This window comes from Porphyromonadaceae bacterium W3.11, assembly GCA_030434245.1.
Taxonomy (GTDB): Bacteria; Bacteroidota; Bacteroidia; order Bacteroidales; family Porphyromonadaceae; genus Porphyromonas_A.
In genome coordinates this window covers 233,893-257,268 of the sequence record JAUISX010000005.1, presented here as the reverse complement: position 1 = coordinate 257,268, position 23,376 = coordinate 233,893, and the positions used below count along the sequence as shown (strand labels likewise).

Below are 23,376 nucleotides of genomic sequence, written 5' to 3'. Positions count from 1 at the left end.
CGCAAGTTGCTTAACTCTCTTAGGATGAAAAAACATCGGGAGCAGTTGTCTCTCTTTATCGCAGAGGGGGAGAAAGTGATCGAACAGCTATTATTCAGCTTCGAGCTGGAGCTACTACTAGTTAATGAATCTGTGGATCCATCCAGTACGAACCTGCTCAATCAGATCTCTTCTGAAAAAATCAGATCAATAGAGTCTAAGCTTATGAGAAATCTCTCTGAGCTAGAAAGCCGGCATGACTTCATCGCTATTTTCAAGAAAAAGGAGTCCCCTACTCTTCCGACTAAAATAAATGACCTTTGCCTAGGGCTGGAGGCCTTACAAAACCCTGGAAATATGGGGACTCTCATTAGGCTATGTGATTGGCTGGGTATCAAATCAATATTGTGTAGCAAGGGCTGTGTAGATCCTTACAGTCCTAAAGTAGTCCAAGCGACAGCAGGAGCTCTTGGAAATGTTACCATTTATCAAGATATAGACTTTCCCCAACAGCTTCCACTACTTTTTGATCAAGTCGTTGGCACAACATTAAGTGGATCAAATCACTTAGACTATACTCCGCCTTCAGACTCCACAATCATACTCTTTGGCAATGAAGGTAACGGACTTTCAGATAAAACCCTGTCGATTTGTAAGGAAAATTTATCTATATTTCCTGCCAAGAGTACTATTAGTGAATCACTAAATGTTTCACTTAGTGCAGCAATACTATTAAGTCATCTTAAACAACAAACAAACTCATGAAAAAAATACTCACCTTACTTTGTTTGATCCTAATGGGAATAACTTCATCCACTAATGCACAAAATGTCGAAAAACAAGTAAAGTTTGTAACTAATAAAGGCAGCTTTACTATAAAGCTATTCAACGAGACTCCATTACATAGGGACAACGTCTTGATGCTAGTAAAAGAAGGGGCATACAATAATCTTACGTTTCATAGAGTGATTCCTAATTTCATGGTCCAGGCTGGTGGTGGCATGAGACACAATGATAGCAAAGGCCTGGAATCGCTAATGGAGAGACATAGCAAAAAGATACCCAATGAGATTAACTACCCTAAGTTATTCCACAAAAGAGGGGCTGTAGCAGCTGCTCGTGTATCTAATGAAGTAAACCCAAATAAAGAGAGTGACCCTATTCAGTTTTACGTAGTTGTTGGGCAGTACTATCTCGAAAGTGAACTCACTCAGATGGCTAAACAGAGCGGAGTAGAGATGAGTGAGGACATTGTCAAAACTTATATGACTCAAGGAGGCTCACCTCACCTAGATAATGAATATACCGTCTTTGGAGAGGTGATTGACGGGTGGAAAACCATCGAGAAGATTCAGAAAGTAGAGACTGACTCCTCTGACGAACCAACGAAGGAGATCTTCATCAAGTCTGCCGAGATTTTGAATTAATATATTTCGTATAAAGACTTATTTTTTCTCCAAGAAGATGGTATAGGTCTCCGACTCAAGTCTTAGTTTTCCCTTCCATACACTATACTCAAAGTGGAGCTCTGTTAACTTTTCAGTTGATGGCACAGGAAAGAAGTGCGGCTTATTTTCGTTCGCCTTCAAGGTCATTTGATCTCTATCAAATGAGACATTACCATAACCCATACGGCTGACACTAACAGCCCCTTCTCTCTGATAACCAACTGAATATATCACGTTGGAAAAGTCCCAATACGGCACAGCTCCTTTAGGGATAGGTATCTCAATGCCAGAGTTATTATCTATCCTTACCATTCTCCACGTACCATCTATAGGCGATGGGGAAGTGTATTTATCACAAGAAGCTAATATGAAACACATTAGCAACACGGAACACAAATAAAGTTTTTTCACAATTATATATTTAATTCGTTATCTTTAATATTATTGGTTACTGCTCTTATTCAACAAGAGATAATCCTAATCAGTTATATTTTTCTTTCACAGCAAATATCAACTAATTAGGACTATCTTAAAGTATTATTATAACTTTATCAATCTCAAGAAGAAGAGGAGAATAAAAATCAATAGTGTGTCTTAATAGGAGTTTTACGATTTTTATTAACCTCTTTGAGGTTAGCAGAATTAGCAGGTGCGTTATTCTTTGGCGATGGTGCTGATTTTAACCCTGACATGAACTCCTGAACCTTTGGAAGCTCTTCTCTAATGGCTTTGATACGTTTTTCATCAGCAGGGTGTGTACTAAGGATATCTTGAGTACTTTTACTTCCTCTAGACATATTCATCCAAAACTTCTCAGCCTCTGTATAATCATACCCAGCGATAGCCATGAGGTAAAGCCCAATCTTATCCGCTTCATACTCATGCTTACGACTGTAAGGTAAAGAAAAAAAGACCTCACTACCCACATTATATAAAATACCCGATACCTGCTGGGTAACAGCAGAACTGCCACTAAGGAGCATCCCTAAAGCATTGGCCCCATACTGGCGTACGATCTGCTGACTCATGCGCTCATTAGCATGCTTAGCTAATGCATGTGCTACCTCATGAGACATCACGGTAGCTAACTGTGCATCATTTTCGGCCACGGGCAAAAGCCCTTCATACACTACAATCTTACCACCTGGCATACAAAAGGCATTAACATCATTGGAGGCAACTAAGTTAAACTCCCAGTGGAACTTCTCTACCTCTGCAGCCATGCCGGTTGATCTCAAGTATTGCTCTGTGGCATTCGCTATCCTCTGACCAATCTCCCGTACACGATTAGTTTGAGTCTTATTCTTGCTGACTTTCGCCTGCTTCATAAACGTTGCATACTGAGATGAACTGGCACTCAATATGGCATCATCTGGAACTAAGTTCAATTGCGATCGACCTGTTAATGCAACAGATGAGCAAGAACTCATTCCTATGGTTATCAATATAATTGATACTATATAATTAAATCTCTTCATAATCTAGTTCTCTAATAATTAATTTCTATATTTGACTTTCGATACTCAAAAGTATCTATTTTAATTGAAAGTCACCATATATTTGGAAGCAGATTGACCAACAAAGTCAAAAGCATCGTTATGAAACCATACAAAAGAAGAAGTCTATACCAGTATAAATTTATTAGGAAAATTCGATATGGAAGAGGTCACGGAGTCCACTCGCCTCTCGCCTTTCAAATCATACAGAATGTCATACAACCATATGGAAGATATTATGCTGAAGATGATTATTGGATAAAGGATAATGAACTGCTACTATTCAGAATGATTGCGAGAAGAAACCCTCAGACACTACACGTCATATCAGATGAAATGATCAATACAGATATGCTATTGGTGGCAAAAAGCGATCTATGTATTGTGAATAATATAGATCAATGTAGTCATAGATCATTACTATATACCGATAAAGCAGAGGTAGCTATAAACTTTTGTAACAAATGCAAAGGAGACATTATACTCACTAGAATCCGTGAAAATAGCTCAAGTGAAAAGAAATTCGAAAAGTTTATATCAAATATTAAGTCAGGTATTGTTATTGATCTATATGACACCGCACTCTTTGTGTATATTAACGATGTTGTGTATCTTTATCGGAGTACAAAAAAGTAATTTTTTTAGAGCAATAACACATGAATGAGAATAATATAAAGAAAAGTCGCCTCTACACAAAGGGTGGCGATAAAGGTATGACTTCATTAGTCAGTGGCAATAGAGTATCAAAGGCATCTCAACGTCTAGAAGCATATGGAACTGTGGATGAACTTAACTCAAATATAGGCCTATTAAGAGCTACGCTTCCTAAAGAAGTTGATCAGGATGATATCTTAGCTATGATACAGAATAGGCTCTTCTCTGCAGGATCATATCTAGCGACGGACAATACCGTAAAGATGGATTTTGAAATCCCTTGTGGGATTAGCTTTGATGACATTAAAACCTTAGAGAAAGAGATTGACACCCTGGATGCAGCCTTACCCAAGCTGAATCTTTTTATCATTCCAGCAGGAGGAATGGCTACAAGCGTAGCGCATATTTGTAGGACTGTCACACGCCGCACCGAAAGAAATATCTATAGATTATTGGAAGTAGATGAAAATGCTGAAGTAATTGAAGAGGTTCGCCTATTTTTCAATCGTCTCAGTGACTATTTCTTCATTTTGGCAAGGACTCTAGCTCGTGCTGAAGGTGGTGCTGAAGTTACTTGGGAAAGCCCTAAGAAGTAACATTTCTTCCAAACTTTAGTTTCTATTGACAGACGAAAAAGAGGAGATCTCGATTTCCTCTTTTTCATATATTTAGAAACTACACAACCTATTCTTTGAGCCTCATTCTACACTGAACATCTCTAGGATGAACAGAGATATATTTATGCCAACATGCGTCCTGATTTTTTTGAATAGGAATCGTGAAAAGTTTTGACTAATCAACAATTTGTTTTCCTCGCTTCAGTTTTCCTTTCTAAGAATAATTAATGTGATCGCTGAAAATTAAGTATATTTGCACCATTATTATAACAAGCCAATTATTGATAATGAATAACATAACTATCACTCTGCCTGACGGGAGTACAAAATCATACGAACAAGGGGTTACTGCACTAAAAGTAGCAGAAGACATTAGCCCTAGACTTGCTAAAGAGGTCTTAGCAGCGACTGTTAATGGTAATGTAGTAGATCTCACACGCCCCATCAATGAGGATGCGAACCTTACTCTTCATAAATGGGATTCCCCAGAAGCAAAACACGCTTTTTGGCATACAAGTGCTCACTTGATGGCCGAAGCTCTTCAAGAGCTGTATCCTGGGATAAAGTTTGGTATTGGGCCTGCGATAGATAATGGATTTTACTATGATGTGGATCCTGGTGAAGGGGTACAAATTAAGGAGTCAGATCTTCCGACTATAGAGAAAAAGATGAAAGAGCTAGTATCTCGAAAAGAGGAACTAGTTCGGAAAAGTATCTCCAAGGAGGATGCACTCAATTTCTGGAATTCAAAAGGTGATGAGTATAAGGTTGAGTTAATTACTGACCTTGATGATGGTACAATCACTACATATACACAAGGAGGATTTACTGATCTTTGTAGAGGTCCTCACCTACCCACAACGGCCCCTATTAAGGCAATAAAATTGCTCAGTGTAGCTGGAGCTTATTGGCGTGGTGATGAAAGCAGAAGACAGCTCACCCGAATCTACGGCATCACCTTCCCAAAGAAGAAGATGCTTGACGATTACCTAGAGCTACTAGAGGAAGCAAAGAAAAGGGATCACAGAAAGATTGGCAAGGAACTAGAGCTCTTTACTTTTTCACAAAATGTTGGAGCTGGCTTACCTCTATGGCTACCAAGAGGAGCACAACTAAGAGCTCAGCTGGAGGACTATCTAAAAAAGATCCAAAAAGCATACGGCTATCAGTCCGTAATTACTCCACACATTGGACACAAGAATCTATATGTCACATCTGGGCACTATGCAAAGTATGGCGAGGATTCATTCAGACCAATTACGACTCCACAAGAGGGAGAGGAGTTCATGCTAAAACCAATGAATTGCCCTCACCACTGTGAAGTATATAAGTCCAAGCCTCACTCATATAGAGATCTACCTGTCCGACTTGCAGAGTTTGGTACAGTGTACCGATACGAGCAAAGTGGTGAACTTCATGGATTAACTAGAGTAAGAGGATTCACCCAAGATGATGCCCACCTATTCTGTCGTCCTGACCAGATAAAGGAGGAGTTCATAAAGGTTATGGATATTATTTTTATTATATTCAAAGCCCTGAACTTCAATGATTATGAAGCTCAGATTTCACTCAGAGACCCTGACAATAGGTCTAAATACATCGGGAGCGATGAAAACTGGGAGCGAGCAGAGAGAGCTATTATAGAAGCCTGCGAGGAAACAGGGCTGAAAGCTGTCGTTGAATATGGAGAAGCAGCGTTCTACGGTCCTAAGCTTGACTTTATGGTAAAGGATGCATTGGGTAGAAAATGGCAATTAGGAACAATTCAGGTAGACTACAACTTACCTGAACGCTTCGAGCTCGAATACATGGGCGAAGATAACCAAAAACATCGTCCAGTAATGATTCACAGAGCACCATTTGGCTCTATGGAGCGATTTGTGGCCGTCCTCATTGAGCATACCGCTGGTAAATTCCCACTCTGGCTAGCCCCAGATCAGGTCGTTATCTTACCGATCTCGGACCGCTTCAATGATTACGCATATCATGTTATGAAGGAACTCAGCAAGAAGGACATCCGTGCATCGGTCGATGATCGTAGCGAAAAGATTGGTAGAAAAATCCGCGATAATGAACTGATGAGAATACCTTACTTACTGATTGTAGGAGAAAACGAAGCTCAAAATGGTACCGTTTCTGTAAGAATTCAAGGAGAAGGTGACCAAGGTTCAGAAGAAATTAGTATCTTTGCTGACCGAATACTCTCACAAGTGGATTCAGAAATGAATGCATGGCGTTATGAGAAGGAGGAAAAATAAGGATAGTAGTAATAATTATTATATCAGGAAACAATAAAAAAATAGATTTATCACCTACGAAAATACTGAATGGCGAATTTTAGAAGACAACAAAGAAATCAAAATAGTAATAAGGATAACGAACCTGATCTTCGTATTAACGAGCGAATTCGTGCTAGAGAAGTACGCTTGGTCGGAGACAATGTTGAACAAGGCGTTTTTCCAATTGCAGAAGCCCGCAGAATTGCTGACGAGCTAGACTTGGATCTAGTGGAGATCTCTCCTAATGCAGAGCCACCAGTATGTAAGGTTTTAGATTATCAGAAGTTTGTTTACCAACAAAAGAAGAAAGCCAAAGAGCAGAAACAGAAACAAGCAAAGGTCGTATTAAAAGAGGTTCGTTTCGGACCACAAACAGACGATCACGATTACAATTTCAAGCTTAGACACGCTATTAGTTTCCTCGAAGATGGAAATAAGGTTAAAGCTTTTGTATTTTTCCGTGGACGCTCCATAGTATTCAAGGACCAAGGTGAGTTACTCCTGCTGCGCTTTGCAAGCGACTTGGAAGAGTACGCCAAAGTTGACCAAATGCCCTTACTTGAAGGTAAAAGAATGACCATGTTATTCTCTCCTAAAAAGGGCGTGGTGAAAAAGAAATAAGAAAACAACCGACGAATGTGGTGCAAACCATTGAAGTCACTTTTAATAACTAAATAATTTTTGACTGGAATGCCTAAGATGAAGACTAATCCCGGTGCTAAGAAGAGATTTACTCTCACCGGATCAGGTAAAATCAAACGCAAACATGCTTACAAAAGTCACATTCTAACCAAGAAGACTAAAAAGCAGAAACGCCACTTAACTAACTCCGGACTTGTAGACAAGGCCAATAAGGGAGCAGTAAAGAAGTTGCTAGCAATTGGTTGATATAGTTGGATGACAACTTTTGAGAATTAAAGCAAATTGAGATTTTTATAACAGGATGTGGATGCTCAACATCAAAGTGCTAAGTTTAGCTTTCTAAAGATAGAAGATAGACAGCCGCTCACATCCAAAAGATTTTTAGAAAAATGCCAAGATCAGTTAATCACGTCGCTTCAAGAGCGAAGAGAAAAAAGATTCTAAAGCTTACCCGTGGTCAGTTCGGTGCACGTAAAAATGTGTGGACCGTTGCCAAGAACTCATGGGAAAAGGGACTTACCTATGCTTACAGAGACAGAAAGACCAAGAAGCGTAACTTCCGTGCTCTATGGATACAGCGTATCAATGCTGCTGCACGCCAAGAAGGGATCTCTTATTCTAAGCTAATGGGCTTACTTAAGGCTAAGGGAATTGAAATAAATAGAAAGGTCCTTGCAGACCTTGCTATGAATCATCCTGAAGCATTTAAGGCTATTGTAGATCAAGCTCGTGCTTGATAGTAGTAGCACACTGAATAAAGTTACATCGTAACTTAAGATGATATGAGACTCCTGGTACATTATTGTACTGGGAGTCTTTTCTTATAAGGGTTCATCAAAGGGCATAAACTATCTGAGATAATATTCTTATATTTGTAAAAGTATTTACCCCATGATTACATTGATATAATGAAGAATAAAGAGGAACTAAGAAATAACTTATCAATATATAACACTCGCACTCGTAAGTACGAAATATTTAAGCCCAAACAGTCTCCTTTCGTTGGGATGTACGTATGTGGTCCCACTGTTTATGGAGATGCACACTTGGGGCATGCTCGCCCTGCCATTACATTCGACCTACTCTTTCGCTACCTCAAGCATCTTGACTATAAGGTGCGCTATGTTCGTAACATTACCGATGTGGGTCATTTAGAACATGATGCAGACGATGGAGAAGACAAGATTGCAAAAAAAGCAAGGCTAGAGCAGATCGAGCCCATGGAAGTGGTACAGTACTATCTCACAAGGTACCACAAAGATATGGACCTATTAAACGTACTTCCCCCATCCATTGAACCGATGGCGAGTGGTCATATCATTGAGCAGATCGAACTCGTTCAGGAGATCCTTAATGCTGGATACGCCTATGAATCCCAAGGCTCTGTTTACTTCGATGTAGAAAAGTACAATAAAGATTATCGCTACGGCATCTTATCTGGACGCAATATAGATGATATGCTGGAGCAGACTCGAGAGCTTGATGGTCAGGACGAAAAAAGAAGTGCGATAGACTTTGCTTTATGGAAAAAAGCCAAGCCTGAACACATCATGCGCTGGAACTCACCTTGGAGCAAAGGGTTCCCAGGCTGGCACTGCGAGTGTACAGCGATGGGACGAAAATATCTAGGGGATGGATTTGACATCCATGGAGGAGGTATGGATCTTATTTTTCCACATCACGAATGCGAAATAGCACAAGCTGTAGCGTCAGAGGGTAAGGAGATTGTCGATTATTGGATGCACAATAATATGATTACCATTAATGGCCAAAAGATGGGCAAAAGCCTTGGTAATTTCATCACCCTCGAAGAGTTCTTTGAAGGCTCTAATAAGTTGCTTGATCAAGCTTATACACCGATGATGATACGCTTCTTCATATTACAAGCACACTATCGCTCTACAGTGGACTTTAGCAATGAAGCCTTACAGGCATCAGCGAAGGGATTGGATCGTCTTATGGATGCTTATTCAGCACTAAATACACTAACCGCAACGTCAAGCAATGTCGAAGAATTGCCAGATTACTTCGCGTCTTGCTATGCTGCACTTAATGAGGACCTTAATAGCCCTAAGGTTATTGCAGAACTATTTGATGCTACCCGAAAAATCAATCAAGCAAAAAATGGCGAAATAGGATTATCTGCGGAGCAAATTACAGAGCTAAAGGATCTATTTGATACCTTCCTATTTGAAATCCTCGGGATGCTACCTTCAGGAGCTTCTGAGTCCAGTGCTCATACCGAAGCCTTTGGAAAAGCAATGGATCTGCTACTAGAGATCCGCCAAGGAGCTAAGGAAGCCAAAGACTGGGCAACCTCTGATAAGATACGTGATGAGCTGAAAAAGATTGGCTTTGAAATCATGGACACCAAAAGCGGTGCCGAATGGAAACTACCTTAAATATTATTATAGAGGCTTAGAAAAGATGGAGGAGATGTCTGGGAAATCAGTATCTCCTCCAATCCTATGATACTGGCTCGAAACCCCCTACTCCAAAAATAGAGAATAACCATGAAATCTATGGTTGTTATGATTTAATTAGTTATTTTTGTAGGGAGCCTACGATACCAGTAGGATGATGGCTTTTCAAGCTCATACACAGATTATACATAACCATTTAATATTTCAATAATAATGAGAAAAGACGAGAAGATTTTCGATTTAATTGCTCAAGAAAAGGAACGTCAAATTAACGGACTAGAGCTAATCGCTTCTGAGAACTTTGTAAGCGATGAAGTACTTGCTGCTATGGGTAGCGTTATGACCAATAAGTATGCTGAAGGTTACCCTGGTAAAAGATACTATGGCGGATGCGAAATTGTGGACCAGTCAGAACAATTAGCTATCGACCGACTAAAGGAAATTTACGGATGTGTATGGGCTAACGTACAACCTCATTCAGGTGCACAAGCTAATAATCCAATCTACCTAACCGTACTTAAGCCTGGTGATACATTTATGGGATTGAACCTTGACCACGGTGGTCACCTCACTCACGGTTCTCCTGTAAATAGTTCAGGTATCCTCTACAATCCTATTGCTTATCAGCTTAAGAAAGAAGATGGTAGAGTAGATTATGATCAGATGGAAAGAGATGCACTTAAGCACAAACCCAAGCTAATCGTAGGTGGTGGTTCTGCTTATTCTCGTGAATGGGATTACGCTCGTATGCGTGACATTGCAGATAAGGTTGGTGCTATTCTCTGGATTGATATGGCTCACCCAGCAGGTTTGATCGCAGCAGGACTGCTTGAGAACCCTGTTAAGTACGCTCACGTAGTCACTTCTACTACCCACAAGACTCTTCGTGGTCCTCGTGGCGGTATTATCATGGTAGGTAAGGACTTCGAAAATCCATGGGGTAAGAAGACTAAGAAAGGCGTAACACGTACATTCACTTCTCTTCTTGATTCTGCTGTGTTCCCAGGACTGCAAGGTGGTCCTCTCGAGCACATCATTGCAGCTAAGGCTGTAGCATTCCACGAAGCCCTTGATCCTTCATTCAAGGATTACCAAAAACAGGTTAAGGCTAATGCTAACACTATGGCTCAAACATTCATGGAACTTGGTTATAAAGTTGTATCCGATGGTACTGACAACCACTTGATGCTCATCGACCTTCGCAAGAAATTCCCAGATCTTACAGGTCGTGTAGCTGAGACTGTACTAGGTCAGGCACATATTACCATTAATAAGAATATGGTACCATTTGATGACCGTTCTGCATTCCAGACTAGTGGTATCCGTGTAGGTGCTCCTGCTATCACCACTCGTGGTGTAAAGGAAGAAGAAGCTAAGGCCATCGTTAAGTTGATCGACCGTGTACTTTCTAATCCAACTGATGAAGCTCTTCATAAGAATGTAGCTATGGAAGTTAAGGAAATGATGAGCAAGCACCCTCTTTTCGCTTGGTAATCAACCTAAACTATCTATATAAAAAGGAGCAGACTTCTATTGAGGTCTGCTCCTTTTTATATTGAAAGAATAATTAAGAGCTCCTATCCACTGGGATAAACGTGACTGTGGGTAGTGTCCCCAAAAGTGTGTACGGCAGAATGCGTCTCTGAAAAGGGTAGTGTCCCCAAAAGTGTGTACGGCAGAATGCGTCTCTGAAAAGCAAACCTACATATTTTTTCGCTTTGTTTTCCATAAACATTAAAGATAGACCAATAAAGAATTAAGGCAAGGCTGTCGTAGCACCGCGGAGACACCGCCTTGCCGTATTCTTTTAGGTTGATATCTTTGTGTTGGAAAATAAAGCACATTGTTGTTATTTACTTTTCATTGTTCTTCCTAAGTCCAAGAGTTAGATCTCCTATTCTTTTCTTCAGATAGTTTGCATTGATTGCAATACTACCTATCAAGTGTAGAGCGGATTCTACGCTAGGTAATGCACATTTATATCGAGCCCCTTTCTTTACCTGTCTATTGAAGCGTTCTATCCAGTTAGTACTATGAATGTACTTGCGAACACTGACGTCGTATTTTAGGTATGTGAAGTAATACTCTATCCTCTGACCGTTAGCTATTTTTGTGAGAAAAGGATAGCTCTTACGCCATCTGAACGCAAAGTTTTTAAAGCTCTCTAGGCCATCTAAAGGTGAGCTTCTTGAGCCGTCTTTACTAAAGACCTCCTGTAGATCACTTGCGATGGCTGACTTATCTCGAGGGCGTATCTTTCGAGTTATTTCTCGCTGTAGATGCACCGTGCAGAGCTGGACTTCCACTTCTGTAAAGTGCTCACGTGCAACCTCTTCAATGTTATTCAACCCGTCTGAAATGATTAGTCCTACCTCTTCGAGTCCTCGGCTTTTTAGATCCTCAAAAAACTCGCCCCAGATGCCGCTTCCCTCTGTTGGATTATTATAGACACCCACGATGTCTCGACGTCCTTCGCTATCTAAACTCATCACTACAAAAAATGCCTCCTTGCTCACACTTTCTCCTCTCCGTACAGGAAGATATGTAGCATCGATAACAAGTGCCTCTAAAGTCCTCGGTAGACGTCTTTGACGCCACTCTTCTACTGCTTCTTGGGTCGATAAGGAGAGACGATTGATTTGACTCGTACTATAACGTTTACCATACAAACGCTCGAATACTCCAGAGATATCCTCCATCGTATTACCGCAGCTATATAGATAACCTGCTAGTTCTCCCATCTCTTTCTCTTGATCTTTGAGAACGCCTAAAATCAAGGGCATGAAGCCCTGCTGTCGAGTTCGGGGTACTCGTAATTCTAGCATATTACCACTCGCAAAGATGCGACGGGGGCGGTATCCATTGCTCACATCGCCACTATCTTCTTTATACAGTTCCCTCTCCCCTTGCATCGCTATTTCGATGATTAACTCCATTAAACGACCAACTCCATTTGGCTCTGTCATCACGTTTGATAGAATTTCCTTAAATTGCATTTGTGTAAGTCTCATCTTCTTGTTTATCTTTTGTTTTTAACTTTTCAAAGATAACATTCTTGGGACTTACACACTTTTTGGGGACAGTATCTGACTGTGAGTCTTGGATTCTTTTGGGCAACAAAGATATTGTGACCGCTTTCATCATGATAAATATCAATCCCATTCCTTATCCAACTAATAATTCGAAACTAAAACCACTAATAATCAAAGAGACACTATAAAAAATCAAAAAAAACACCGAAAGATAACAAAGACACCATTAGCTTGTACTAGATTACATATTATTTGTAGTACATTTATAAAGTATTAATTATTAAAGCAATCATTATGAATAAAATATTTGAGAATGTCGATCTTGACAAACTAACTAGAATGCTGGCAATAAAAAAAGAATTTGACAATGGTCATATTTCTTTAGAAGACGCCAAGAAAAGAATGAAAGAGGAAGTCGGGAAAATCTCGCCTGAAGAATATGCTGCGTCAGAACAACTTCTTAAGGAAAATAACCCCGATGAGTGCCGAAATGAAAACGTCAGAACAATGCTAGACATTTTCGATGGACTCATCCCTGAGACTCAAATAGAGCTCCCTTTTGGTCATCCAATTGATGCATACAAAAGAGAAAACATTGAACTTGAAATACTTCTTGCTACAGGAGAGAGCATTTGGGATCAGGAGTTTATTAAAAATCAGTGGTTGGAACTAATGGAGAAAATCATGCTCTATAAAGTCCATTTTTCTCGTAAACAAAATCAACTCTATTCTATATTAGAAAAGAAAGGTTTTGACAGACCCACCACTACGATGTGGCCCTACGATGACGCGATAAAGGAGGAGATGAATTCAGCGATGCAAGCTCTTCAGAATGATGACTTATCAGGATTTCGTTTCGCTTATCGTGAGATGACTATAGATCTCCGTGATCTTATGGCTAAAGAAGAATTAATCCTATATCCTACATCTCTAAAACTCATATCCGAAAATGAATTTGAGGAGATGAAATCTGGAGATAGAGAGATTGGCTTCTTCATGATAGATATGCCTGAATATATTCAATCCCCAAAAACAGATAAGGAAGATAAAGAAGGATTTGTAGATGAGCTATCCTCTTTACTCCAAAAGTATGGATTGGGAGGGAAAACGACATCCAACGAAGTATTAAATGTCTCAGAAGGTCAATTAACCTTAGAGCAAATCAACCTTCTCTTTCGCCATTTACCCGTAGATATCTCCTACGTTGATGAGAATGAGATCGTTAAGTTTTATACAGACACACCACATAGAGTTTTTCCACGTAGTAAGGGAGTCATTGGTAGAGAGGTCCGAAATTGTCATCCCCCTAAGAGTGTCCACCTAGTAGAGGAAATCATTGAAAAGTTCAGGACTGGAGAAAAAGATAGCACGGACTTTTGGATCAATAAACCAGGGATTTTCATTTATATCAAATACGTAGCAGTCAGAGACGAGCATGGAACATTCAGAGGAGTACTGGAAATGATGCAGGACTGTACGCGTATCAGAGAAGTTGAAGACTCGAGGACCTTACTAACATGGGATGAGGAGCAAAAAGAACAAAAGAAACAAGACCAAGTAGATCCCTCTACGAGTAATTCTCAAAGTGAAATAAGTGACGATGTCACGGCTAAGACAAAGCTGAAAGAGCTACTGAATCGCTACCCTCAGTTGATTCATGACTTACCAAAGATTGACGAAAAGTTCAAAATGCTCAACACTCCGATTGCTAAAGTTATTCTACCTAAAGCAACCATTCAGATGATGAGTCAACGTGCGGACATTCCATTGGATAAACTCATCAAGAAGATAAAAGGGTTGATTGATAACTATAAAAATTAAGATCTTAATAGTTCACTATATACCCCCCAAAAAAACACTATAGGGACTTTAAATAGTTCCTGTAGTGTTTTTTATCTGTCTGAGCATTAAAATAATCTGTTCACACATGGCACATTGAATGTATTTGTTATTGATATTAATATTAACCAAAACCTCCAACAAATTGTAAATAGCATATCTTCCAAACTTACTAATGGCATGCTATTTCTAAAAGGAGTTAGACGAATAAAATCTCCGATACGCAACATTCATTAATCTGATCGAATTAAAAGGACTTTCATGGCTTTTTCTTATATTTACTGAAAAGCATGAACTATACAATGAATAAGAAATGACATTACAAATATGAATAAGGGAAGATTAGAAGCCTTTAGCGATGGTGTACTGGCCATCATTATAACCATCATGGTGCTTTCTATGAAAACGCCAGAGGATGTTACTTTGTCAGCCTTATACCCGGTCATACCAGTATTTATGAGTTATTTATTGAGTTACATATACATCGGGATATACTGGATTAATCACCATCATATCATGCAAGTGACCGAGCGAATAGATGGTAAAATTCTTTGGGCTAATCTCCATCTGTTATTCTGGTTGTCACTTATTCCTTTTAGTACAAGCTGGGTGGGACAAAATCACCTTTCAGCTCTCCCTGTGGCAGTATATGGATTTGTACTATTTATGTCAGCAATTTCATTTAGATTACTTGAAATGGCTCTAATCAAATGTCACGATAGTGATTTCCCGTTGCGAAGTTTGCATAGCGGCGGAAAGAAAGAAAAGTGGTCTATCATTATCTACTTCATATCTATACCCTTGGCGTTTGTATCCGTATGGGGTTCCATCATTGCCTACTTCGGACTGGCATGCTGGTGGCTGATCCCAAGTAAAGAGCTAGAAAAGGAAATGGACGGACGTGACTCTCTCTGATGTAGCGATACACACCATAGCTCGTCTAATAACCAAGGCTAAATAAAACTCCAAAAGCAACTTTTGAAACGTCTTATTAAAGGGAGAGAGATGTTTACTATGAGTAAGCATTAGAAACAATTAAAATATCATTAAGCATTAGATAAATATGAAGGATCCCATACTAATCGTAAGCATGTTAGAGGTATCAGCCTAAAAACATTCCGTCTTCACGAAAATAACGGACATAAAGCACTGATATAAAGGAATAAAAAAATCATATCAAACGTAATCAGAAGTATATTTTTGAGGACTTAGAGAAGCCTCCTTTTTTAGTTATATGAAACAAAAATGTTCTCTATAGGAAAAATTATTTCTTTATATAAGAAGAAGAAAAGTTTCCTATAGAACGCATTTTGCTTGCTTCCATGAGGACTTAGATGAAAAGGCCCTTTCATTTCGTTATAAATATTAAGCACCCTCATAGGTAGTAAAACAAAGAGTGTTCGCTAAACGGTAATTTTAGTGAACACTCTTTAATCTTATCTATAAGTGTATCAGATCATCTTACTTCTGATAGAAGTTTGTCTAATGACTCCTTGGCATCACCGAGCAGCAATGTTACCCCTTCACTTCTTTCATAAAGAGGGTTAGGCACACCAGCATAACCAGGGTTTAGATCATAGTTACAAATAATAACATACTTAGCTTGATCCACATTCAGCACTGGCATACCATATATAGGAGTGCCTTCGGCATCACGTGCTGCTGGATTAAGGACGTCATTGGCACCAATGACAACCACTAAGTCGGTAGCCTTAAAGTCATCATTGATTGCCTCCATCTCATACAGCTCCTCATAATCCACATCGGCCTCGGCTAGCAGGACATTCATATGGCCTGGCATACGTCCAGCTACAGGGTGAATAGCATAACGGACCTTTGCTCCATTCTTTTCTAAGGCATCACCTAGTTGCTTAACTTGATGCTGTGCCTGTGCTAATGCCATACCATATCCAGGAACAATGATCACTGACTTAGCTGACTTAATAACCGTACCAAGGTCAGCCTCTTGCCCTCCATTATTAGAATCGGAGGCTGTACTTTGAAGGTCAGAAATAAGTTCTGCCACACTTTCCTTAGCATCTCCTAGCTTAAGAGTAACACCTTCTGACTTCTCATAAAGTGGGTTAGGTACACCGGCATAACCTGGATTGAGGTCGAAGTTACAAATAACGACATGCTTAGCTTGATCTACATTTAGCACAGGCATACCATATATTGGTGTACCTTCGGCATCGCGGGCAGCTGGGTTAAGGACGTCATTGGCACCAATGACAACTACTAAGTCGGTATCCTTAAAGTCATCATTGATTGCCTCCATCTCATACAGCTCCTCATAATCCACATCGGCTTCGGCGAGCAGCACATTCATATGACCTGGCATACGTCCAGCTACAGGGTGAATAGCGTAACGGACCTTTGCTCCATTCTTCTCAAAGGCATCCCCTAGCTGTTTGACTTGATGCTGAGCCTGTGCTAATGCCATACCATATCCTGGCACAATGATTACTGACTTAGCAGCCTTCATTGTAGCTGATAACTCATTAGTCTTATTAGAAGAGCTTGAAACAGTATCAGTATTTTGAAGCTCTGAAATAAGATTTGACACAGATTCTTTAGCATCTCCTAGCTTAAGAGTTACGCCTTCTGACTTCTCATAAAGAGGGTTAGGCACACCGGCATAACCTGGATTGAGGTCAAAGTTACAGATAACGACATGCTTAGCTTGATCTACATTCAGCACAGGCATACCATATATTGGAGTGCCTTCGGCATTACGCGCAGCTGGGTTAAGCACGTCATTGGCACCAATGACGACCACTAAGTCGGTATCCTTAAAGTCATCATTGATTGCCTCCATCTCATACAGCTCCTCATAATCCACATCGGCTTCGGCGAGCAGGACATTCATATGGCCTGGCATACGTCCAGCTACAGGATGAATAGCATAACGGACCTTTGCTCCATTCTTCTCAAAGGCATCCCCTAGCTGCTTGACTTGATGCTGTGCCTGTGCAAGTGCCATTCCATATCCAGGGACGATGATCACTGACTTAGCTGACTTTAGTGTACTGCCTAGACTATTAACAGGGACGGTTACATCAGCAGAAGAGCTCTTATGGCTTTGTAATTCAGTAATAAGATTTGACACCGTTTCTTTGGCATCACCTAGCTTGATAGTAACGCCATTAGCTCTATCATACAGGGGATTAGGCACACCTGCATAACCTGGATTGAGGTCGAAGTTACAAATAACGACATGCTTAGCTTGATCTACATTCAGCACCGGCATACCATATATTGGTGTACCTTCGGCATCCCGAGCAGCTGGGTTAAGGACGTCATTGGCTCCAATGACAACTACTAAGTCGGTATCCTTGAAGTCATCATTGATTGCCTCCATCTCATACAGCTCCTCATAATCCACATCGGCTTCGGCGAGCAGGACATTCATGTGACCTGGCATACGTCCAGCTACTGGGTGAATAGCGTAACGGACTTTTGCTCCATTCTTCTCAAAGGCATCTCCAAGTTGCTTGACTTGATGCTGTGCCTGTGCGAGGGCCATTCCATATCCTGGAACGATAATCACAGACTTTGCAGCTTTCATAACGTCGGCTAATGAGCTTTGCTTTACTTCAACAGCCTTTTGTGCAGTAGGTTGAGATAAAGGTGTACCTTTATCCTTCTTGCTAGATGGTGCAGAAGTTTTCCCTAATAGGATATCTAGCAAATTACGATTCATAGCTTTACACATAATCTGTGTTAGCAATAGGCCTGAAGCACCCACTATACCTCCAATTGCTACCAGCATAATATTACCAATAGCCATACCAGCAATACTACCAGCTACACCACTAAGTGAGTTGAGTAGAGAAATGGTAATAGGCATATCTGCACCTCCAACTCGAATAGCAAACAGCCACCCAAATAAAGCGGAGACAATCACTGCACTCAAAATTACGCCTGTGAGGGTATTCATAGTGACGAACCATGTCGCCCATACAAAGATAGCTAGTAATAGACCCAAAAGGATACCAATCATCATGGAGTGCTTCTTATACACTACTGGCTTTTGAGGAAGAACTTTATGTAGCTTACCAGCAGCGACTAAACTTCCTGTCAGGGTTAGCATACCAACCATGATAGCTAATACCGCAGTTGCAACCTCGAAAGAAGTCAGAAGAACTCCTGAATGATGGCTTGAAAATAGTGAAATAGCTACTCTCTCTGCAAATACCTCGGGACTCATTATGCCCATCAATGAAACGATACCCACCAGTGCGGATGCACCTCCACCAAGACCATTTAATAGCCCTACAGTTTGTGGCATCTGTATCATGGTAACTTTTTTAGCCAGCATTAGACCTATCAATCCACCTATTACAATGAATAATAGTGCTACCAATATAGAGACCATATCAGCTGCCCAAAGAGCAAATACTACTGCCAAGAACATCGCCAATATACTCAGGCGATTTCCTTTAACAGCACTAGGAACACGACTCATTAACCACAGTCCAAGTACGACAAGTACAGGAATCAATATATTCATAAATAACTCCATTACTTAACTCCTCCTTTCTGCTTTTTGCTCTTAAACATTTTCAGCATTCTCTCAGTAACGCCAAATCCTCCTACTATATTAACCATAGCAAAAATGATTGCGATGCCTGCAATGATGATTGCGACACCTAAAGCAGGGGTAGGTCCAAAGATACTTTCATTAAATATCTTACGAAGTGAAAGTGCATCAATCAACACAATTAATGCTCCTATCACTGTAATTCCAGAAAGAGCATTCATGCCCGACATTAGTGGGGTGTGAAGCAAGCTCGGAATCTTCCGAATAACAAAGTATCCTACTATCGAGGAGACTATAAATATCAATACTAATACAAGTGGATGAGTCATATCTTATTTACAAATAAAAGAGTAGCGTGCCGAGATCTAATGATTAGACACTCGGCACACCACATTAAAATTAAGTATTACTTAGCCATTGCTTCAAGTGTTCCTTCGTGAACGATCTCATGATCACGAGTAACTAAGATCTTCTGGCATATTTCGTCTGTCATATCTAACTGGATCTTACCATCCTTAGTCAAATACTTCACAAGGTGATAAATATTCTGTGAGAACATCCATGTAGAGCTATTTGGTAATAATCCAGGTATATTCTTAATACCATTAATCATCACACCGTGCTTACGTTCTTTATCTCCTGGAGGTGTGATCTCACAGTTACCACCTTGGTCAATAGAAATATCTACAATGACCGATCCAGGCTTCATCTGCTTAACCATCTCTTCAGTGATGATAGTTGGAGCTATCTTTCCTGGCACTAGTGCACTACAGAAGACGATATCCATCTCCTTAATAGTTGGGAGAAGCAATTCACGCTCTTTTGCCAACACATCAGCTGGTAAGTGCTTAGCATATCCACCTTCAGCAATAGCTAATTCGGGAGCGACACCAGTCTCTACAACTTTAGCTCCTAGAGAAGTAGCCTGTTCTGCAGCGGCAGGACGAATGTCTGCCGCATACGTAATGGCACCTAGACGTCTAGCTGTAGCAAGGGCCTGAAGTCCAGCTACCCCTACTCCAATGACCATAACCTTAGCTGGCTTGATCTGACCAACAGCTGTAAACATTTGTGGAACGAAGCTAGCAAGATCGTTAGCAGCCATCAAGATACCCTTATAGCCAGCACATGTACTCATAGAAGTCAAGGCATCAAGATTTTGAGCACGTGAGATACGTGGCACACCATCAAGTGTCAGGCCTATGACACCTTGCTTAGCGAGCATCCTGACCATCTCATGATTTACTGGTGATGCTGGGTGGATAAAAGTAATCAATACTTGCCCCTCGTGCATCAGTTCGACTTCGTGCTTTCCTAGTTTCTCATTAAATAGAGGCTCTTTAACCTTTAGAATCACATCCGCTCTCTGAAAAAGGTCTGCGGTATCTGTAAGTAGTGTAGCCCCTGCTTCCTTATAGTCATCATCATGATGAAATGATGGCTCACCAGCACCTGCCTCAACTAAAACAGTGGCTCCATCTTCAATAAACTTTTTCACAGTCTCTGGAGTAGCCGAAACACGACTTTCGCCATGCATAATCTCCCTTGGAATAGCTATTATCATATTAATATCAAATAAATTGTGACCTTCGGTCCTCTAAGGCCTTAGATCGGTTAATGTATTATAGTAATTTTTGAGTTATTATTTTTATATCACAAATCTATTGATTTCCCTTGCAATTTCAAAATAAATTATCGGCTCAAAACATTACTTTTATCAATATTAGATGAGTATTTCAAGATTAATTGTTATATAACATACTATTTGAACAACCAAAGACAATAGTTGGAGATTACCATTCATTTTTTTAACAAATAAATGACCTTGTTCTATTACAAAAAGATAATATTGCACGAAGGTCTATTCTCTCCGATAGTTCGAGAATCTGCAATGGAATTGGATGATAGATGAGAGGCATAGGGTTCTGAAGCTGAAATTGAAAGTATCATACTTAAGAACGAAAGGAAGTCCGAATGCGAAACGCAGTAGATCTGCTGTGTGGAATACTCTTCAAGCCTATGTAAACAAAGGTCTACATATAAAATATGGGTGTACCAGATATTTGGCACACCCACACTTTTAAGAAACAGAGTTCTAAGTTATACTATACCTTGCTCTAGCATCGCTTCAGCAACCTTCATAAATCCAGCAATATTTGCACCCTTTACATAATTAATGTAGTCACCTTCCTGACCATGAAGTACACACTGCTCATGAATATTACTCATAATTCTATGTAACGCTTCATCAACCTGCTCCGCGGTCCAAGCGAAGTGAGATGAGTTTTGGGACATTTCCAATCCTGAACATGCAACTCCACCTGCATTAACAGCCTTACATGGTCCATACAGCAACTTGTTTTGAACAAAATAGGTAGTAGCATCCAATGTACAGCCCATATTTGACACTTCACATACAGCCAAAGCACCGTTTGAAATGATAGCCTCCGCATCATCAAGATTGAGTTCATTCTGGGTAGCACATGGCAGGTAAATATCCGCTTTCTGCTCCCATGGCTTCTTACCAGCGTAGTACTCTACACCATACTTATCTGCGTATGGCTTAACTATATTTTTGCCACTATTACGTAACTCCAACATGTAATCTATCTTCTCCCCAGAGAGCCCCTCACTATCATAGACATATCCATCAGGGCCTGAAATACAAATAACCTTGGCTCCTAACTCGACAGCTTTTTTGACTGCACCCCACGCAACTTGACCAAAACCAGAGACTGCTACAGTCTTACCCTTAAGAGAGTGCCCATGAGTTTCAAGTAACTGATTCAGAAAGTATATAGCACCATAACCAGTAGCTTCCGGTCTTAAAATAGAACCTCCATATGAAAGACCCTTACCTGTAAATGCACCTGTAGTTTCATTCCTAAGCTTACGATACATGCCATACATATAGCCTACTTCACGTCCACCAACGCCCATATCACCAGCTGGAACATCCGTATTAGGACCTAAATGTCGATAAAGCTCTAACATGTATGCTTGGCAAAAACGCATAATCTCTGTATCAGATCTACCGCTTGGATTAAAGTCACTTCCGCCCTTTGCTCCGCCCAGTGGCAGTGTAGTCAAGGCATTTTTGAAAATTTGTTCAAAACCTAAAAACTTTATAATAGATAGATTCACATTGGGTTGAAAACGAATACCTCCTTTGTATGGGCCGATGGCATTATTGAATTGAACCCTGTATCCAATATTCACCTGCACCTCTTCATTATCATCTACCCAAGGAACTCTAAAGATAATTATACGATCTGGCTCCACCAATCGCTCAATAATTTTATTCCTCTCAAACTCTGGATGCTGGTTATAAACATCCTCTATTGAAGTCAAGACCTCTCTTACGGCTTCTAAATATTCCGACTCCCCTGGGTGTTTTTGCTGTAAGTCTTTTATAATTTCATCTGTTTTCATAATAAATTTATAGATAAAAGAATAATTTATTTATTTATTTTTCATATATGAGTACATTATACTCGCATCCAAAACTAATAAATAAAAACAACTATTCAACAGAAAAGAATCAAGAAACGCAACATTTAACAGAATTAAAGAATTGGACATAAAAAGAGAGTGGACGGGATGCAAAATCAAGTATCCGGCGTCCACTCTCATGAGTGGGAAAACAAAATACCATGGCAGTGATACTTTGTTTAAGCATCTCAATTGTGCAGTGCATACGACTACGGACAGCTTCACAGCTAAACGCACATCTTTTTGAAATATCATTACACCACCTTGAATACTTAGCCCTTAATTGCGAATTAAAAGAAAGGGAATTTATCGACTTGACTAAGTCCAAATGTGGCACCTCTCCAACCCTCGAGAGAGATACATAATGCACGCGACGGCAGGTTTTCTGACTTACTCCCTAACTTAGAACCTTCCCATAGAATAATTCTACAGTGGTTAAAAATCTAAGCAGTTCATGGAGCTCACAGCAGCGGGACTGTACAGGAATCGCACCTGTTTCCCTTTTCCATTATGGAACGAATGCCCATAACAGCACCATCGCGACAAAGATAATAGTTTTCTAACAATATTCATAATAAAACTAGATATTTTTTTCATTATTTATTTAGGCCAGAATAAAATAGTAGCCATCATAGATGAAACTCTGAAAAACAATGGCATTTAAGGCTTCTTAATCCGGATCTAAATTATCATTTTAAATATCTCAATTCTAAACACAAAAAAATTCTTATCATAAAAAAAGGTCCATACTAATAATAGCAATTAGAGTCACATGGTAATTAATAAAGTCAACAACGAAACTTTTTTAACCTTGAACACCATAAGAATATATTTTATTTCGAATGTATTATGCTAGAAAAAAGGTGTATGCTTTTTTCACATCTCCTCCGTCCAAACGAAATCATTACACTCACTTTTTTAAAGCTAATGTA

At 39.9% G+C, this 23,376-nt stretch carries 19 protein-coding genes and 1 riboswitch; of the genes, 12 read left to right on the top strand and 7 right to left on the bottom strand.

Translation table 11 applies throughout. The features are described 5' to 3' along the window. Positions 1 to 24 precede the first annotated feature (24 nt). Complete coding sequence (locus tag QYZ87_09435) at positions 25 to 744, top strand: TrmH family RNA methyltransferase (GenBank protein MDN4754734.1); 720 nt, start codon at positions 25 to 27, stop codon at positions 742 to 744. Continuing rightward, a complete protein-coding gene (locus QYZ87_09430) occupies positions 741 to 1,406 on the top strand; it encodes a peptidylprolyl isomerase (GenBank protein ID MDN4754733.1) in 666 nt (221 codons plus the stop codon). Before QYZ87_09435 ends, QYZ87_09430 begins: the two co-directional genes overlap by 4 nt. Positions 1,407 to 1,424: 18 nt before the next feature. Here the strand turns inward: QYZ87_09430 and QYZ87_09425 are convergent, their stop codons facing one another. Both QYZ87_09425 and QYZ87_09420 read right to left on the bottom strand, forming a co-directional pair. Next, positions 1,425 to 1,739 (bottom strand): hypothetical protein, encoded by a 315-nt coding sequence (locus QYZ87_09425; protein ID MDN4754732.1) that lies wholly within the window; start codon positions 1,737 to 1,739, stop codon positions 1,425 to 1,427. 269 nt (positions 1,740 to 2,008) lie between these two features. Next, entirely contained in the window at positions 2,009 to 2,905 is an 897-nt protein-coding gene (locus QYZ87_09420; protein ID MDN4754731.1) for a M48 family metallopeptidase, read from the bottom strand. A gap of 120 nt (positions 2,906 to 3,025) precedes the next feature. Here QYZ87_09420 and QYZ87_09415 point away from each other — a divergent pair, with 120 nt between their 5' ends. From QYZ87_09415 to glyA, 8 genes are all read left to right on the top strand, one after another. Then, the gene (locus QYZ87_09415) at positions 3,026 to 3,559 is read left to right on the top strand and encodes a hypothetical protein (protein ID MDN4754730.1); all 534 of its coding nucleotides are present in this window, start codon (positions 3,026 to 3,028) and stop codon (positions 3,557 to 3,559) included. 35 nt (positions 3,560 to 3,594) lie between these two features. Beyond that, the gene (locus tag QYZ87_09410; protein ID MDN4754729.1) at positions 3,595 to 4,173 is read left to right on the top strand and encodes a cob(I)yrinic acid a,c-diamide adenosyltransferase; all 579 of its coding nucleotides are present in this window, start codon (positions 3,595 to 3,597) and stop codon (positions 4,171 to 4,173) included. Between the two features lie 308 nt (positions 4,174 to 4,481). Next, positions 4,482 to 6,452, top strand: coding sequence for a threonine--tRNA ligase (thrS, locus tag QYZ87_09405; GenBank protein ID MDN4754728.1), 1,971 nt, complete (start codon positions 4,482 to 4,484; stop codon positions 6,450 to 6,452). 69 nt (positions 6,453 to 6,521) lie between these two features. After that, positions 6,522 to 7,094 (top strand): translation initiation factor IF-3, encoded by a 573-nt coding sequence (gene infC / locus QYZ87_09400; GenBank protein MDN4754727.1) that lies wholly within the window; start codon positions 6,522 to 6,524, stop codon positions 7,092 to 7,094. A gap of 69 nt (positions 7,095 to 7,163) precedes the next feature. Continuing rightward, entirely contained in the window at positions 7,164 to 7,361 is a 198-nt protein-coding gene (rpmI, locus tag QYZ87_09395) for a 50S ribosomal protein L35 (protein MDN4754726.1), read from the top strand. A 143-nt stretch (positions 7,362 to 7,504) separates the two neighbouring features. Continuing rightward, positions 7,505 to 7,852: a 50S ribosomal protein L20 gene (rplT, locus tag QYZ87_09390; GenBank protein ID MDN4754725.1), complete on the top strand. Its 348-nt coding sequence runs from the start codon at positions 7,505 to 7,507 to the stop codon at positions 7,850 to 7,852. A gap of 171 nt (positions 7,853 to 8,023) precedes the next feature. After that, complete coding sequence (cysS, locus tag QYZ87_09385) at positions 8,024 to 9,517, top strand: cysteine--tRNA ligase (protein ID MDN4754724.1); 1,494 nt, start codon at positions 8,024 to 8,026, stop codon at positions 9,515 to 9,517. A gap of 234 nt (positions 9,518 to 9,751) precedes the next feature. Beyond that, entirely contained in the window at positions 9,752 to 11,032 is a 1,281-nt protein-coding gene (gene glyA / locus QYZ87_09380) for a serine hydroxymethyltransferase (protein ID MDN4754723.1), read from the top strand. A gap of 359 nt (positions 11,033 to 11,391) precedes the next feature. On the opposite strand, the gene QYZ87_09375 is transcribed toward glyA, so the two are convergent. Next, positions 11,392 to 12,534 carry an IS256 family transposase gene (locus QYZ87_09375; protein MDN4754722.1) on the bottom strand — a complete coding sequence of 381 codons (1,143 nt, stop codon included), beginning with the start codon at positions 12,532 to 12,534 and terminating at the stop codon, positions 11,392 to 11,394. 330 nt (positions 12,535 to 12,864) lie between these two features. Here QYZ87_09375 and QYZ87_09370 point away from each other — a divergent pair, with 330 nt between their 5' ends. After that, the gene (locus QYZ87_09370) at positions 12,865 to 14,391 is read left to right on the top strand and encodes a PAS domain-containing protein (protein MDN4754721.1); all 1,527 of its coding nucleotides are present in this window, start codon (positions 12,865 to 12,867) and stop codon (positions 14,389 to 14,391) included. Between the two features lie 345 nt (positions 14,392 to 14,736). Further along, the gene (locus tag QYZ87_09365) at positions 14,737 to 15,324 is read left to right on the top strand and encodes a TMEM175 family protein (protein ID MDN4754720.1); all 588 of its coding nucleotides are present in this window, start codon (positions 14,737 to 14,739) and stop codon (positions 15,322 to 15,324) included. A gap of 541 nt (positions 15,325 to 15,865) precedes the next feature. Here QYZ87_09365 and QYZ87_09360 read toward each other — a convergent pair. The 4 genes from QYZ87_09360 to gdhA form a co-directional block, all read right to left on the bottom strand. Next, positions 15,866 to 18,922 carry an NAD(P)(+) transhydrogenase (Re/Si-specific) subunit beta gene (locus QYZ87_09360; GenBank protein ID MDN4754719.1) on the bottom strand — a complete coding sequence of 1,019 codons (3,057 nt, stop codon included), beginning with the start codon at positions 18,920 to 18,922 and terminating at the stop codon, positions 15,866 to 15,868. A gap of 11 nt (positions 18,923 to 18,933) precedes the next feature. Then, a complete protein-coding gene (locus tag QYZ87_09355; GenBank protein ID MDN4754718.1) occupies positions 18,934 to 19,281 on the bottom strand; it encodes an NAD(P) transhydrogenase subunit alpha in 348 nt (115 codons plus the stop codon). Between the two features lie 77 nt (positions 19,282 to 19,358). Further along, positions 19,359 to 20,516: an NAD(P) transhydrogenase subunit alpha gene (locus QYZ87_09350; GenBank protein ID MDN4754717.1), complete on the bottom strand. Its 1,158-nt coding sequence runs from the start codon at positions 20,514 to 20,516 to the stop codon at positions 19,359 to 19,361. A gap of 536 nt (positions 20,517 to 21,052) precedes the next feature. Continuing rightward, on the bottom strand, positions 21,053 to 22,384 hold the full coding sequence (gene gdhA, locus QYZ87_09345) for an NADP-specific glutamate dehydrogenase (GenBank protein MDN4754716.1): 1,332 nt from the start codon (positions 22,382 to 22,384) through the stop codon (positions 21,053 to 21,055). A gap of 417 nt (positions 22,385 to 22,801) precedes the next feature. Next, a riboswitch (cobalamin riboswitch) is annotated at positions 22,802 to 22,998 on the bottom strand. Between the last annotated feature and the right edge of the window lie 378 nt (positions 22,999 to 23,376).

Bases quoted from the DNA above. Each gene is read 5' to 3' on its own strand.
- rpmI (MDN4754726.1), top strand. From the start codon at position 7,164: ATGCCTAAGATGAAGACTAATCCCGGTGCTAAGAAGAGATTTACTCTC.
- QYZ87_09355 (MDN4754718.1), bottom strand. From the start codon at position 19,281: ATGACTCATCCACTTGTATTAGTATTGATATTTATAGTCTCCTCGATA.
- QYZ87_09365 (MDN4754720.1), top strand. From the start codon at position 14,737: ATGAATAAGGGAAGATTAGAAGCCTTTAGCGATGGTGTACTGGCCATC.
- QYZ87_09360 (MDN4754719.1), bottom strand. From the start codon at position 18,922: ATGAATATATTGATTCCTGTACTTGTCGTACTTGGACTGTGGTTAATG.
- QYZ87_09415 (MDN4754730.1), top strand. From the start codon at position 3,026: ATGAAACCATACAAAAGAAGAAGTCTATACCAGTATAAATTTATTAGG.
- infC (MDN4754727.1), top strand. From the start codon at position 6,522: ATGGCGAATTTTAGAAGACAACAAAGAAATCAAAATAGTAATAAGGAT.
- thrS (MDN4754728.1), top strand. From the start codon at position 4,482: ATGAATAACATAACTATCACTCTGCCTGACGGGAGTACAAAATCATAC.
- QYZ87_09435 (MDN4754734.1), top strand. From the start codon at position 25: ATGAAAAAACATCGGGAGCAGTTGTCTCTCTTTATCGCAGAGGGGGAG.
- QYZ87_09370 (MDN4754721.1), top strand. From the start codon at position 12,865: ATGAATAAAATATTTGAGAATGTCGATCTTGACAAACTAACTAGAATG.
- QYZ87_09420 (MDN4754731.1), bottom strand. From the start codon at position 2,905: ATGAAGAGATTTAATTATATAGTATCAATTATATTGATAACCATAGGA.
- gdhA (MDN4754716.1), bottom strand. From the start codon at position 22,384: ATGAAAACAGATGAAATTATAAAAGACTTACAGCAAAAACACCCAGGG.
- QYZ87_09425 (MDN4754732.1), bottom strand. From the start codon at position 1,739: ATGGTAAGGATAGATAATAACTCTGGCATTGAGATACCTATCCCTAAA.
- QYZ87_09375 (MDN4754722.1), bottom strand. From the start codon at position 12,534: ATGCAATTTAAGGAAATTCTATCAAACGTGATGACAGAGCCAAATGGA.
- QYZ87_09350 (MDN4754717.1), bottom strand. From the start codon at position 20,516: ATGATAATAGCTATTCCAAGGGAGATTATGCATGGCGAAAGTCGTGTT.
- QYZ87_09430 (MDN4754733.1), top strand. From the start codon at position 741: ATGAAAAAAATACTCACCTTACTTTGTTTGATCCTAATGGGAATAACT.
- glyA (MDN4754723.1), top strand. From the start codon at position 9,752: ATGAGAAAAGACGAGAAGATTTTCGATTTAATTGCTCAAGAAAAGGAA.
- rplT (MDN4754725.1), top strand. From the start codon at position 7,505: ATGCCAAGATCAGTTAATCACGTCGCTTCAAGAGCGAAGAGAAAAAAG.
- cysS (MDN4754724.1), top strand. From the start codon at position 8,024: ATGAAGAATAAAGAGGAACTAAGAAATAACTTATCAATATATAACACT.